Raw genomic sequence first — 13,453 nt, forward strand, 5'->3', positions numbered from 1 at the left:
CGTTTGAAATATGTTTTTAATTGCTATTTTGCTATCTATTTCTTCCAGTAGCTGTATGCCAATGCAGCCCATCCGGCAATTAAAAAGAGTCCGCCAACTGGAGTAATTGGTCCAAGAAATGAAATGTCTACAGAAAATTTACTTTTAAAAGTAAGTAGGTAAATGGAACCTGAAAAGAACAAAATTCCAATTAAAAATAGCACACTTATAATTTTTTGCTGCCTAGGTTTGATTTTTGAAAGACCTAAGAAAAGGAGTGCAAATACATGGTACATTTGATAGCGTATTCCGGTTTCATAAGTTGCCACGGCATCTGCATCTACAATTTTTTTTAAACCATGAGCTCCAAAGGCGCCTAGAATAACGGTAAGCATTCCTAGAAAAGCAGCGGTAGTAAGAATATATTTTTGAGTTTTCATGAAATCATTTTTTATAAATATAACAATTCATTAAATTGAAGTTATATTTAGAACAATTAGTTGCAACAAAGTTACATAAGAAATAAGATACAAACATGAGAAATATTGTGATATTCGGAGCTGGAAAATCAACTGCATACCTTTTAAACTATTTTGTGGTTCATGCGGTTGATCAATTACTTCACATACAGGTTATTGATAGAGATTTTAGATCGATTCCAGAAACCATTAAAGAGAGCAAGCATGTCACACTTATAAAGTTAGATATTTTTCAAATAGAAGATGTCCAAAAATATATTTCCAATTCAGCCATTGTAGTTTCTATGTTACCAGCACGTTTGCATATTCATATTGCAAAACTTTGTGTTACTCACAAAAGACACTTGGTTACGGCTTCTTACATCAGTGATGAAATGATGGCTTTGGATGCTGCTGTTAAAGAAAATGGACTTGTTTTTATGAATGAAATAGGACTCGACCCCGGTTTAGACCATATGAGTGCTATGAGAGAAATCGATTCCATAAGAGACAACGGTGGGAAAATGTTGTTGTTTGAGTCTTTCTGTGGTGGACTTGTAGCTCCGGAATCCGATACTAATTTATGGAATTACAAGTTTACCTGGAATCCAAGAAATGTAGTTTTAGCTGGGCAAGGTGGCGCTGCAAAATTCATTCAAGAAGGTACTTATAAATACATTCCATATCACAAATTATTTAGAAGAACTGAATTTCTTCAAATTAAAGACTATGGGAGTTTTGAAGCGTATGCGAATAGAGATTCTCTAAAATATAGGTCCGTTTATGGGTTAGATGATGTACTTACGTTGTATCGTGGTACTATGAGAAGAGTTGGTTTTTCAAGGGCTTGGAATTTGTTTGTGCAATTGGGATTAACCGATGATTCTTTTCAAATTGAAAACTCCGAAGGTATGAGTTATCGCAATTTTCTTAATTTATTCTTGGCCTATTCACCAACTGATTCTGTAGAATTGAAGTTGCGACACTACCTTAAAATAGATCAAGATGATATTGTATGGCAAAAGCTGGTAGAACTTGGTTTGTTTGATGATTTCAGGAAAATAAAGACACAAAGTGGAACACCCGCGCAAATACTTCAAGAGATATTGGAAGCAAGTTGGAGTTTGGCTTCCCACGATAAAGATATGATTGTGATGTATCACAAATTTGGATATGAAAAAGATGGCGAAAAAGCACAATTGGATACCAGTATGGTGGTGATTGGTGAAAATCAAACATACACAGCTATGGCCAAGACCGTTGGTTTGCCTGTGGCTATTGCTACACTGTTGATTTTGAATAAAAAAATTACCACTCCGGGCGTTCAATTGCCTATTCATAAGGAGGTTTATAGCAAAGTTTTAGAAGAATTAGAAGACCATAATATTTTATTCACAACCCAAAAGACGGCTTACATGGGCTATAACCCCGATAACGTATTTGGATAATAGCAATCAATTTTAATAAAATTTTACCTTTTTGTATAAAATCAGATGTTTTAATGATGATTTTACAAAAATTTAATATATCCATGCGCTTCTCTTTCATTTTTGAATTAAATGTGTACTTTTAGCTCTAAATTTAAATAAATAATGAAGTCTGAAAGTAATATTGTAACTATTGATGGAATTGATAAAGAAATTCTACGCTATCTCATGGAAGATGCTAGAAAACCAATTCTTGAGATAGCCAGAAATATTGGAATTTCTGGAGCTGCAATACATCAGCGACTGCGAAAACTGGAACAAAGCGGGCTACTTGCAGGTTCAAAATTTGTTGTAAATCCAAAAGTTTTAGGATATTCTACCATGGCATTCGTTGGTATTTATCTTGACAAAGCAATGCGAAATCCAGAAGCTGTTAAAGTTTTAGAAGAAATTCCGGAAGTTTTGGAATGCCATTACACTACAGGAAATTGGAGTATTTTGGTGAAAATTCTTTGTAAAGATAATGAGCATTTAATGAATGTTCTAAATCATAAAATACAATCTATTGAAGGGGTTTCACGTACTGAAACCTTCATCTCTCTTGATCAACAAATAGACCGACAAATAGGTATTTAAATTCTTGAAAGAACTAGGCAAATCCATTATATTTGCTGCTTATCAAAAAAGAATACAATGTCTAAAAATTTTGTTGAAGAACTTACCTGGAGGGGCATGATTCACGATGTGATGCCCGGAGCTGAAGAACATTTAATGGAAGGTATGCGTGCTGCTTATGTGGGGATAGATCCTACAGCAGATTCATTACACATTGGTCACTTAGTGGGTGTAATGATGTTGAAGCATTTCCAGGAATGCGGCCATAAACCATATGCGTTGGTAGGTGGTGCAACAGGAATGATCGGAGATCCATCAGGAAAATCAAACGAAAGGAATTTATTAGACGAAGCTACGTTACGTCACAATCAAAATGCTATTAGAGAGCAATTATCGCGCTTTTTAGATTTTGATTCAGATGCTCCAAACGCTGCAAAATTGGTTAATAATTACGATTGGATGAAGAACTTTTCGTTCTTAGAATTCATTCGTGACGTCGGGAAACACATTACCGTAAACTACATGATGGCCAAAGATTCTGTAAAGAAACGTTTGTCTTCAGAGTCTGCAGAAGGTATGAGTTTTACTGAGTTTACTTATCAATTGGTACAAGGGTATGATTTCCTCCATTTATACAGAGATGCAGATTGTACACTACAAATGGGTGGTAGCGATCAGTGGGGAAATATTACTACGGGAACTGAGTTGATTAGAAGAATCGGCGGCGGAAAAGCGTATGCAATGACGTGTCCATTGATTACCAAAGCAGACGGAACCAAGTTTGGAAAAACTGCAGGTGGAAATATTTGGTTAGATGCTGAAAGAACTTCGCCATATAAATTCTACCAATACTGGTTGAATACCTCTGATGAAGATGCTGAAAAATACATTAAGATTTTCACATTCTTGTCTAAGGAAGAAATTGAAGCTTTAATTGCAGAACATAGAGAAGCGCCACATGCAAGAGCACTTCAGAAAAAATTAGCAGAAGAAGTAACCATTATGGTGCATTCTGAAGCGGAATTGGTAAAAGCTCAAAAAGCGTCTGATATTTTATTCGGAAAATCAACTTCTGAAGATTTGAAAGAATTGGATGAAAAAACGTTTTTAGATGTTTTTGAAGGTGTCCCGCAAGCAGAAGTAACCATGGCTGATGTAGAAGAAGGATTGGATATGATTGGCGCTTTGGCGGCTAAAACCAACTTTTTAGATTCTAATGGAGCTGCGCGTCGTGAGTTAAAGCAAAATGCAATTTCGGTAAATAAAGAAAAAGTAAAAGAAGATTTTACCATTACTAAAGAAGATTTGATCAACAACAAATTTGTGTTATTGCAAAAAGGAAAGAAAAACTATTACGTTTTGGTAGTGAAGTAATTTCTGAAGAAATATAATATCAATAATCCCGTCGTTTGGCGGGATTTTTTTATGACTAAAATTTTACAAAACCATCAAATTACAACCGCGAATATCCGAATTATCAAATCGGCCAATCACTTCAAAACTACCGTCTTCATACACTTTTCCTAAGTCTTGCGTAGCGATAAAAGAACACGAATTTACATTGGCTAAATCAATAACATTGATACCTCCAGTTTTTCCTATAGGTTGCAAAGTAAGGGCATCTTCAGTATCTCTCGTTAAAATTTTCATCCAGGGCGATGGCTCAAAAATACCTTTTCCTTTAGAATATCCTTGCGCTAATAATTCGGTCATTCCGTATTCTGAATGAATGTGCTCAACTCCAAAACCTTCGGCGAGAACTTGATGCAATTCGGCACGAATCATTTCTTTTCGTTTACCTTTCATACCGCCAGTTTCCATAACAATGGTGTTTTTAAGGCTGAATTGATGCGCTTCAATCAAATCTAACAACGCAAAAGAAACACCGATCAACAATACTTTTTGTCCGCTTTCATCTAAAGCAATTAATTTATCTTTCAACTCTTCTAAATTGTGAAGGTAAAAACCGCTTTCAGGATTATTGGATTGTTTGATGAGATCATCTACCATGTAAATTAAAGAAGAACCTGTTCGTTCTAAATAAGAAGGTAAAAGCGCTAGAATGGCATAGTCTTCAACATCGCCATAGAAATGTTTGAATCCTTTTCTAAAACTTTCTTCGTATACCGAAATATCGGTGACCATGTGTTTACTGGTAACGCTTCCGGTAGTGCCGCTACTGCTAAAGGTTTCTTCAACAGGAGCAATCCCTGAAAGCACCGCATGACTTTTAAAAAATTGAATGGGTAGAAACGGAATTTTCTCAATAGCATCAACCTTGTCTATATCCGTTTTCAGCAAATCGCAAAACAGTTTGTAGACTTTATTATTTTGATATTGATGCTGAAATATATTTAAAGAAGCTTGGGTAAAATCAGCTTCCGTTTTAATATCAAAAATAAAGTTGGTGTTCATTGCAATTTCTTTGAAAGGCAAAATTACTGAAAATAAAAAAGCTTCCCGTTTCTAGGAAGCTTTTTGTATGTTGAAATCAACTTATTTCTTATTTAATAACTAACTTCTGAGTAGAAGAAACTCCATTTTGAGTCACTTTTGCTAAATAAACACCTCTTTTAAGAGCGCTTACATTTATAGTTTCAGTTGTCATTGTATTCAATACTTGTTTTCCAAGTAAGTTGAAAATTTGAACATTCATTTCACCATCTTGGTTGCTAACAATGTTCAAAGTACCATTTGTTACAGGGTTTGGATACATACTGAAAGAAGCATTTGCAAACTTATCTGTAGACATAGTATTATCATTTTCAAGTCCTGGAGTACCTAGATCTCCATCGCCGTAAGTAGAAGTAGCTTCAGCCCAGTTAGCTCCATCGTCGTTTGAAGTTGCATCGTAAGCATTAGTTGCTAGTTCCATACTTGCACCGTTTGGATCTGGGAATGTATCACCATTATCCCAAGTTACTTGATCAATAACGGTTTCAGTACATTCAATAATAATTCCATCTGTTCCATTACCTAGAGAAATAGCAGAACCGTATTCGTAATCAACTGTTACATTACCATTTGTAGTAACATCAGCATTTGTTCCTAACACAACATAACCGTTTGCTGGAATAGTAAGCGCAGAAATGGTAAATTCTTCGCCTTCACTAGCCTCATCTTTAATTACCCAACCTTGCATGTTGATATCACTTGAGGTAGTATTGTATAATTCAAACCACTCACCTTCATTATCATAAACGGCAGATGGGTTTTGCATAATTTCGGTAATAATAACGTCACCTGCGTTTGCACAAGTTACATCTCCTAAGCAAACAGGGCTTTCTATATATGTTGAAAAGTCACAACTACTATCAGATGAGTCTCCTAAAATAGAAACGGTTAAGTTTGTTCCTTCAGCAATATCTGTAATGATAATAGTACCATCTGCATTGGTTGAAGGATCATCACCACCAACAATACCATCGTTTACAGTAATAGTGTACGTAGAACTTCCACCTCCTGTAAAATCAATGGTAGCAGTATACGTGTCAATTTCTGATGTAGATGCATCACAAGTAGCTGTTTCAGTTCCTAATGAAAGGTCACATGGATTAGCTACGGAAAATGTGATTGTTTGGTTTACTGCAGGTGATATTGCTGTATGGCTATCATCAACAAGCTCCATGTAAACCGTATAAGATTCACCATCAACGGTAGAAATGGTTTCATCGTTAAGATCGTATTTCATTGGTTGCGCAACCCCGTTAACCATCCAATGGATGTGTCCGTCTCCAGCGCCAACAGCTGCTACATCAAAGTTTTGAGTAGAAACTGAAACTGTAACCAAAGCTGTACCTGATTCAAATTCTTCACCATCTAATGGAGCAGTAATAGTTAATACCGGACTAGTAGAACATCCAGTGTATGAACCTAGGTTCGCCCATTCTGTGTCAATATCTGTTACAATCCACTCAGAGGTTTCAGCATCTGTACCAAAAGAACCAAGTTCTGTTGCATTTGGACCACAAACCGATGTTTTTCTGGTAAGGGTATGATTTTGAGTTGCTGCAGAAATTCCCGCTACATCCCAACCACTACCAACATCTCCGCCAAGATCACCAATAATATCTACAATAGTATAGGTGTCAGCAGTAGCTCCCGAAATAGTTAAGGCAATTGTATCGTCTCCGTTACTTAAGTGCGTAAAAGTTTCATCAGCAACCGCTAAGATGGATGCATCTGCGCTTGGATGAGCAATTACATAAACATCTCCAGCGGCTAGAATAGTTCCGGCGTCAAAAGAAACGTTGTTTGGGTAATCAAACTGAGAGATTTCATCACAACCATTACTACAGGTAGAAATTGAATAACCACTTAGGTCAACATCAGCTCCTGTACCGTTGTAAATTTCCAAAAACTTATTGTTTGAGGATCCTTCAGCATACATGCTAAAATATAGGTCAGATGCATTTTGACCTAAAGCAATGCCGCTCATAAGGAGTGAGAAAATAAGAAAGTAGATTTTTTTCATAACTTATGCGTTTAAATTTGTTGCAAAAATAGCAAAAATTGTGAGTGGTTAGCTTTTTATGCTTTGCGTTTAACAATTTGGTAACGACCCGTAATACGGATTTAAAGATTCTTAGAATTTTGTAAGTAACTCTGTTATTTGTTAAATTAAGATTATCTAAAAATCATGATAGCTTTATGATTTTAAGCTTTAGATTAAAAGAAAGTTAATAGCATTCAAATTTTAATATTATATTTACTTTTGACGGCATTAACACAACCAAACGTTATGAAGAAAAAGGATATTAAGATTTTATTGGTAGATGATGAGCCGGATATTTTAGAGATAGTTGGTTACAATTTATCATCAGAAGGATATCAAATTTCAACTGCAGAAAATGGACTGGAAGCTGTTGCCAAAGCCAAAAAAGAAAAGCCACATTTAATTATTATGGATGTTATGATGCCAGAAATGGATGGTATCGAAGCATGTGAGCAAATTAGAAAAATATCCGATCTTTCTGAAACCATAATTACCTTTCTAACTGCCAGAGGTGAAGATTATTCTCAAATGGCTGGGTTTGATGCTGGTGCAGATGATTATATAACTAAGCCTATCAAACCAAAAGTCTTAGTAAGTAAAGTAAAAGCTCTGCTTAGAAGATTAAAAGAAGATAAGGAAGAAGTTACCGATGATATTGTAACCGTTGGTGATATTGTGATTAACCGTGTGGAATATAAAATCATTCAAAAAGGAAATGAAATTATTTTACCACGTAAGGAATTTGAATTACTTTCTTTACTAGCTTCTCGTCCAGGGAAGGTGTTTAAGAGAGAAGAAATTTTGGATCGTGTATGGGGTAATGAAGTTATTGTTGGCGGAAGAACCATTGATGTACATATCCGAAAATTAAGAGAGAAAATTGGCGACGATCACTTTAAAACTATCAAAGGTGTAGGCTATAAATTTGTTTTATAATTAATGGCGAGAAAGCTTAGGAAATCTTACAGGTTCGCTTTAAGATCAGCACTATATACAACTATTACTTCATCGTTGTTAGTAGTGCTTATTTTGTTTTATGTGGAAAGATTAGAGTGGTGGTTAGTTGCATTATTCACCCTTACAATTTTTCCATTTACCTTTTTATTTCTTCAATATAGAGTAGAGAAATTCATCTATAAAAGAGTCAAGAAAATCTATGATGATGTGTCGTTGTTGGAGTCTACAACTTTTAATAGTCAACCGGTAACCACTGATATGGAAACCTTGACCAAGGAGATCGAAAAATTTGCCCGAAACAAAAAAGTTCAGATCGAAACTTTAAAAGGTCGTGAAGAGTACCGTAAAGAATTTATGGGAAATGTTTCGCACGAACTGAAAACACCATTGTTTACCGTTCAGGGATATTTGGAAACCTTGCTTGATGGCGCGATGGAAGACAAAAATATTCGCAAAAAATATTTGACCAGAGCTACCAAGGGCGTTGATAGATTGATTTATATAGTGAATGATCTTGATATGATTTCCAAATTGGAGGTTGGAAATTTAGTATTGCATAGAGAAGTTTTTGACATTGTTGAAGTGGTGCAAAGTGTTTTTGATATGGTAGAAATGAAAGCTGCCAAAAAGAATATTGTATTAACGTTTGACACCAAATATGAACCTGTTTATGTGAATGCCGATAAAGAACGAATTCAACAATGCATCGTTAACTTGGTCGTAAATTCCATCAAATACGGGAAAGAAGACGGTACCACAGAAGTGAGTATAGAAAATCTTGTAAAAAATAAGGTAATCGTAAGAGTTACCGATAATGGTGAAGGTATTGAAAACAAAAATATAGCTCGACTTTTTGAGCGTTTCTATAGAGTTGACAAAAGTGGAAACCGTAAAGAAGGCGGTTCTGGTCTAGGCCTTTCTATAGTAAAACACATTGTGGAAGCTCATGATGAAAAAATTTATGTAGAAAGTGTATTTGGAGTAGGTTCAGAGTTTTCATTCACTCTTGAAAAGGCCGAAGAGACTATCAAAGTCAATACTAAAGCTTAAATTTTCGAAACCTGCATATAACTGAATTTCCAATAGTTTATTCAGGTTAAAATCTTCCTGTTTACAGTAAGGCGCCATTCCTTTTTTGTGCAATCTTTTAGCCAAATATTCTTGTTCGTATTGCCCGGGTGTAGGTATGAAAAAGGCTCGTTTTCCAAGCTTGGCTAAATCCATAATGGTAGTATATCCACTTCTACTTACAATCATATTACTCTGATTAAAAGCTTCTTCCAGTTGTTCTTTCGTCATGTAATTCCAAACAGTAAGATTCCCTTTTTTCTCAGTAATTTGCTCCTCTTGAATTTTTCCTTTCACAAGCAAAACATCCCCGCCAAAGTTCGCAAGTTCTTCCATAAGTAATTCTTCAAGAAAGGTGCGTTGTGGTTCAGGACCAGAAATAATAGCCATTACATCATAAATAATTGGGGTTTCTTTTTTTTGTAACCTACTTAACGGACCTATATATCTTATATTGAATTTTTCTTTTTTCAGGTGTCCCAATTTTCCGGAAAGATTTGGTTTATGTTTCAAATCGGGAACCCAGCATTCATCATATTTTTTGATGATATTTTGATGAATTTTTGAACTGAGCCAAGTGGTATTTCCAGTAAGTACATTTAATTGATGTGTAATGAAAACACAAGGCACTTTCTTTGTTTGAATACCTAACCGATTGTCAGAAATAATTCCGTCTATACGTAAAGTATCCACTAGTGTATCAACAACTTTTCTTTCCTTATTAATAGCATTGAGCATTTTGGGTGAATCCCAAATCATTTTCAGCTTAAAATTCTTGCCATTTTTAGCATATTCTATATCGTATGACGGTAGTTCGTGATGCTCCAACTCTGGAAACTCTTTTTTCAAAAGTTGTAAGGCAATACCATCGGAAGCCAATACAGGTTCAAAATTCTCATCAATTAATCCGTGGATTATTGGTATACAACGTGTAGCGTGTCCAAGTCCCCAATTTAGTGGCGCTACCAAAATACGTTTCTTACTGCTCATAAAAACAAATATAATAAGATTTTGACCTGATAAACTTTTCCTTAATTTTGCCAAAATTTTAAATTATTGTTGTGGGTAGCAAAAACAAACTGAAACGTTTTAGAGAGAATGAAACTTTTGCAAACGTAATTCAACCAACAAGAGAAGAAGTTACAGAAGCTACTTTTCCCTTAAAAGGAAAATGGAATGATGACTTTTTTAAGAATACTAATCCAATAGTGCTTGAACTTGGTTGTGGAAAAGGAGAATATTCTGTGAACTTGGGGAAGATGTATCCCGAGAAAAATTTCATAGGTATAGATATAAAAGGAGCACGTTTTTGGAGAGGCGCAAAAACGGCTATTGAAGAAGGAATTTCAAATGTTGGTTTTTTGCGTACGCAAATTGAATTGGTAGACCAACTTTTTGCTGAAAATGAAGTGAGCGAAATTTGGATTACTTTCCCAGACCCACAAATAAAATACAAGCGTACCAAGCATAGAATGACGAATACTCAATTTTTGCAACGCTACAAGAAAATTCTAAAACCAGACGGAATCATGCATTTAAAAACCGATAGCGAGTTTATGCATGGCTACACTTTAGGTTTGTTACATGGTGAAGGCCATGAAGTTTTGTATGCCAATCATAACGTTTACAGAAACGAAGGTGCACCTGCCGAAGTTACAAGTATTCAAACTTTCTATGAAAATCAGTATCTTGAGCAAGGAAAACCAATTACCTACATCAAATTTAAAATAGCTTAGTATTGTGCATTTAATTATACTTTTTTTTGCAACTTTTGCCTCTTCTTTTGGCGCATCCTTGTTACCCGGTTTGCTAAACATGAATGCGGCAAAAATTAGTGCAGAAAAAGGAAAACGAAACGCGGTTTTTTTCAGTTTTGGAGTATGTGTTATTGTAGGTATTCAAGCTTTAATAGCTGTTTTTATCTCCAAATTTTTATCTAAAAACCCGCAGGTAGTGAATGTTTTAATGAAAATAGCTTTAGGTATTTTCGCTATTTGTGCGGTTTATTTTTTCTTTCATGCTAAAAAGGGGATTAAGAATAAAAAGCAAATTAAGTATGTAGAAGTGAGTCGCAGAAACAGTTTCTTCAAAGGAATGTTTATGGGAGCGCTTAACTTAATGTTACTACCTTTTTATTGTGGTTTAAATACTGCTTGGCGCGTAAGTGGCTGGATAAAATTTCAATGGGAAGACACAGTTCTCTTCGTTGTTGGCGCTATGCTAGGAACTTTCAGTATTCTGTATGTTTATATATTTTACTTCCATAAGTTAGAAAATAAAAGCAATAAATTTTCACAGTATTCAGATTACATTATGAGCGGATTAATGTTGGGTTTAACCATCTTAACATTTGTAAAAATCTTATACCAATAATGGCCCTACCTCCTAATTTTTTTGAAAATGTCTATGACGTGGCGCGCGAAATTCCTTTTGGAAGAGTCACTTCTTACGGTGCTATCGCAAAATGTTTAGGAGCTGCAAGATCTGCGCGAATGGTTGGGTATGCAATGAATAATTGTAAAGGAAGAGAAGATATTCCTGCTCATAGAGTGGTAAATAGAAATGGAATGTTAACAGGTAAATTTCATTTTGAAGGAACCAATCTCATGCAACAATTGCTAGAATCTGAAGGTATTGAAGTAAAGGATAATCAAGTACAGCGTTTTAAGGATGTTTTTTGGGATCCGGCTGTAGAACTGAGTCTTTAAAAACATACACTTTAACTTTTCTTATTTTCTAATGACGTTACCAATCTCACTTCGGTTCCGTTTTCAATATTGGTTCCATCAACTTGGTTTGTTGTTTGAGTGTGATTATTAAAAATTAAAGTTATAAGATGGTCTTTAAGCAGAAATAAGTGTTCATTTCAAAAGGAAAATATTATGTAACCTTAGTTACAAACTGATAATTGTCATTGAACAAGCTGCTTTTAATCAACTAAATTGCGTCCTAAACTAGAAGAGGTTTCTCTTTTTTCAAACCAAATTTAAGCCGTATCTTTGTTTATTAGAATCAGTATAAATTAATGCATTAGCATGAAATTAGATAGAAAAGAAATAATCGAAGCGTTGGAAAGTATAACAGTTCCTGGTGAAGGAAAGAACATGGTAGAAAGCGGTGCTGTACAGAATGTGATGACGTTTGGTGATGAAGTGGTTGTAGATTTGGTGATTGGAAATCCTAGTTTACAAGCTAAGAAAAAAGCAGAAGTGGAAATCATGAAAGTGATCCACGATAAAGTATACGAAAAGGCTAAAATTAAGGTGAATATTAAAGTAGAAACACCTGAAAAGCCTGAAATTAAAGGAAAGTCAATTCCTGGAATCAAAAACATTGTAGCAGTAGCTTCTGGTAAAGGTGGAGTAGGAAAATCTACGATCACAGCAAACATAGCAGCTACTTTAGCTAAAATGGGCTTTAAAGTAGGAGTTTTAGATGCTGATATTTACGGACCTTCAGCTCCTATTATGTTTGATGTAGCAGATCAAAAGCCACTGGCTGTAGACATTGATGGTAAATCTAAAATGAAGCCAATTGAAAATTATGGAGTTAAAATTCTTTCAATAGGTTTCTTTACACAACCAAACCAAGCAGTAATTTGGAGAGGACCTATGGCGGCAAAAGCATTAAATCAAATGATTTTTGATGCGGCTTGGGGCGAGTTAGATTTCTTATTATTAGATCTTCCTCCAGGGACAGGAGATATTCACCTTTCCATCATGCAATCCTTGCCGATTACAGGTGCAGTTGTGGTAAGTACACCACAAAATGTGGCTTTAGCCGATGCGCGTAAAGGAGTAGCAATGTTTCAGCAAGAGTCTATCAACGTTCCTGTATTGGGAATCGTAGAGAACATGGCTTATTTTACTCCGGAAGAATTACCAGATAATAAATATTATATTTTTGGAAAAGAAGGAGCCAAGAACTTATCAGAAGATTTACAAGTTCCTTTCTTAGGAGAAATTCCGTTGGTTCAAAGTATTCGAGAAGCTGGTGATGTAGGTCGTCCTGCAGCATTGCAAGAAAACACTCCGCTTGCAGATGCGTTTGACCAACTTACCAAAAATGTTGTTCAAGAAGTGGTTAGCCGAAACCAAAGTTTACCACCAACCGAGGCCATTGCAATTACAACTATGGCAGGTTGTTCGGCAGTTAAAAAATAAATTATGACATCAGAAGAGATTAGATTAAACGTTGAGAAAGCACTAGATGAAATTCGTCCTTTTTTAGAAAGTGATGGAGGTAACATTTCACTAGTGTCTATAGATGAAGATAAGTTGGTGAAGGTACGTTTAGAAGGTGCTTGCGTAGGTTGTTCTGTAAACCAGATGACGCTGAAAAGTGGTGTGGAAATGACGATTAAAAAGTACGTTCCACAAATTGAACAGGTAGTAGACGTAAGCAATATAGCTTAAAATACATTACATATTATTTAGATTCAACTCAGGAATAGC

The 13,453-nt window shown here is 35.3% G+C and carries 14 protein-coding genes; 10 read left to right on the forward strand and 4 right to left on the reverse strand.

What is annotated here, in order from left to right:
- Positions 1-35: 35 nt before the first annotated feature.
- On the reverse strand, positions 36-419 hold the full coding sequence (locus tag BM383_RS02060; protein WP_093022309.1) for a DUF423 domain-containing protein: 384 nt from the start codon (positions 417-419) through the stop codon (positions 36-38).
- Between the two features lie 95 nt (positions 420-514).
- Between BM383_RS02060 and BM383_RS02065 the strand changes: the two genes are divergently transcribed.
- The 3 genes from BM383_RS02065 (at position 515) to tyrS (ending at position 3,853) form a co-directional block, all read left to right on the forward strand.
- Positions 515-1,885, forward strand: coding sequence for a saccharopine dehydrogenase family protein (locus BM383_RS02065; protein ID WP_093022311.1), 1,371 nt, complete (start codon positions 515-517; stop codon positions 1,883-1,885).
- Between the two features lie 144 nt (positions 1,886-2,029).
- A complete protein-coding gene (locus BM383_RS02070) occupies positions 2,030-2,500 on the forward strand; it encodes an Lrp/AsnC ligand binding domain-containing protein (RefSeq protein ID WP_093022314.1) in 471 nt (156 codons plus the stop codon).
- A 57-nt stretch (positions 2,501-2,557) separates the two neighbouring features.
- The gene (gene tyrS / locus BM383_RS02075; protein WP_093022317.1) at positions 2,558-3,853 is read left to right on the forward strand and encodes a tyrosine--tRNA ligase; all 1,296 of its coding nucleotides are present in this window, start codon (positions 2,558-2,560) and stop codon (positions 3,851-3,853) included.
- A gap of 63 nt (positions 3,854-3,916) precedes the next feature.
- On the opposite strand, the gene BM383_RS02080 is transcribed toward tyrS, so the two are convergent.
- Together BM383_RS02080 and BM383_RS02085 are read right to left on the reverse strand one after the other, a co-directional pair.
- Positions 3,917-4,894 carry a LuxE/PaaK family acyltransferase gene (locus tag BM383_RS02080; protein WP_093022320.1) on the reverse strand — a complete coding sequence of 326 codons (978 nt, stop codon included), beginning with the start codon at positions 4,892-4,894 and terminating at the stop codon, positions 3,917-3,919.
- 88 nt (positions 4,895-4,982) lie between these two features.
- Positions 4,983-6,953, reverse strand: a complete 1,971-nt coding sequence (locus tag BM383_RS02085; protein ID WP_093022323.1) for a lamin tail domain-containing protein — start codon at positions 6,951-6,953, stop codon at positions 4,983-4,985.
- A 267-nt stretch (positions 6,954-7,220) separates the two neighbouring features.
- Here BM383_RS02085 and BM383_RS02090 point away from each other — a divergent pair, with 267 nt between their 5' ends.
- Positions 7,221-7,910: a response regulator transcription factor gene (locus tag BM383_RS02090; RefSeq protein WP_093022326.1), complete on the forward strand. Its 690-nt coding sequence runs from the start codon at positions 7,221-7,223 to the stop codon at positions 7,908-7,910.
- Positions 7,911-8,012: 102 nt separating this feature from the next.
- Entirely contained in the window at positions 8,013-8,981 is a 969-nt protein-coding gene (locus tag BM383_RS02095) for a sensor histidine kinase (protein WP_394331566.1), read from the forward strand.
- Here BM383_RS02095 and BM383_RS02100 read toward each other — a convergent pair.
- Positions 8,928-9,989: a glycosyltransferase gene (locus tag BM383_RS02100; RefSeq protein ID WP_093022332.1), complete on the reverse strand. Its 1,062-nt coding sequence runs from the start codon at positions 9,987-9,989 to the stop codon at positions 8,928-8,930. The two genes, BM383_RS02095 and BM383_RS02100, sit on opposite strands and share 54 nt — an antisense overlap.
- 71 nt (positions 9,990-10,060) lie before the next feature.
- Here BM383_RS02100 and trmB point away from each other — a divergent pair, with 71 nt between their 5' ends.
- The 5 genes from trmB (at position 10,061) to BM383_RS02125 (ending at position 13,414) form a co-directional block, all read left to right on the forward strand.
- Complete coding sequence (gene trmB / locus BM383_RS02105) at positions 10,061-10,735, forward strand: tRNA (guanosine(46)-N7)-methyltransferase TrmB (RefSeq protein WP_093022335.1); 675 nt, start codon at positions 10,061-10,063, stop codon at positions 10,733-10,735.
- A gap of 4 nt (positions 10,736-10,739) precedes the next feature.
- Entirely contained in the window at positions 10,740-11,372 is a 633-nt protein-coding gene (locus BM383_RS02110; protein WP_317040050.1) for a LysE family translocator, read from the forward strand.
- Positions 11,372-11,707, forward strand: coding sequence for an MGMT family protein (locus tag BM383_RS02115; protein ID WP_093022341.1), 336 nt, complete (start codon positions 11,372-11,374; stop codon positions 11,705-11,707). The genes BM383_RS02110 and BM383_RS02115 overlap by 1 nt, the downstream gene beginning before the upstream one ends.
- Positions 11,708-12,034: 327 nt before the next feature.
- Positions 12,035-13,162: an Mrp/NBP35 family ATP-binding protein gene (locus tag BM383_RS02120; RefSeq protein ID WP_093022346.1), complete on the forward strand. Its 1,128-nt coding sequence runs from the start codon at positions 12,035-12,037 to the stop codon at positions 13,160-13,162.
- 3 nt (positions 13,163-13,165) lie between these two features.
- Positions 13,166-13,414 carry a NifU family protein gene (locus BM383_RS02125; RefSeq protein WP_093022349.1) on the forward strand — a complete coding sequence of 83 codons (249 nt, stop codon included), beginning with the start codon at positions 13,166-13,168 and terminating at the stop codon, positions 13,412-13,414.
- Positions 13,415-13,453 lie beyond the last annotated feature (39 nt).

Origin of the sequence: Pustulibacterium marinum (assembly GCF_900116665.1) — a bacterium.
Taxonomy (GTDB): domain Bacteria; phylum Bacteroidota; class Bacteroidia; order Flavobacteriales; family Flavobacteriaceae; genus Pustulibacterium; species Pustulibacterium marinum.

What these genes read in the sequence shown, in the direction of transcription:
- tyrS (WP_093022317.1), top strand. Translation starts at nt 2,558, where the DNA reads ATGTCTAAAAATTTTGTTGAAGAACTTACCTGGAGGGGCATGATTCAC.
- BM383_RS02060 (WP_093022309.1), bottom strand. Translation starts at nt 419, where the DNA reads ATGAAAACTCAAAAATATATTCTTACTACCGCTGCTTTTCTAGGAATG.
- BM383_RS02100 (WP_093022332.1), bottom strand. Translation starts at nt 9,989, where the DNA reads ATGAGCAGTAAGAAACGTATTTTGGTAGCGCCACTAAATTGGGGACTT.
- BM383_RS02085 (WP_093022323.1), bottom strand. Translation starts at nt 6,953, where the DNA reads ATGAAAAAAATCTACTTTCTTATTTTCTCACTCCTTATGAGCGGCATT.
- BM383_RS02115 (WP_093022341.1), top strand. Translation starts at nt 11,372, where the DNA reads ATGGCCCTACCTCCTAATTTTTTTGAAAATGTCTATGACGTGGCGCGC.
- BM383_RS02120 (WP_093022346.1), top strand. Translation starts at nt 12,035, where the DNA reads ATGAAATTAGATAGAAAAGAAATAATCGAAGCGTTGGAAAGTATAACA.
- BM383_RS02090 (WP_093022326.1), top strand. Translation starts at nt 7,221, where the DNA reads ATGAAGAAAAAGGATATTAAGATTTTATTGGTAGATGATGAGCCGGAT.
- BM383_RS02065 (WP_093022311.1), top strand. Translation starts at nt 515, where the DNA reads ATGAGAAATATTGTGATATTCGGAGCTGGAAAATCAACTGCATACCTT.
- BM383_RS02125 (WP_093022349.1), top strand. Translation starts at nt 13,166, where the DNA reads ATGACATCAGAAGAGATTAGATTAAACGTTGAGAAAGCACTAGATGAA.
- BM383_RS02080 (WP_093022320.1), bottom strand. Translation starts at nt 4,894, where the DNA reads ATGAACACCAACTTTATTTTTGATATTAAAACGGAAGCTGATTTTACC.
- BM383_RS02070 (WP_093022314.1), top strand. Translation starts at nt 2,030, where the DNA reads ATGAAGTCTGAAAGTAATATTGTAACTATTGATGGAATTGATAAAGAA.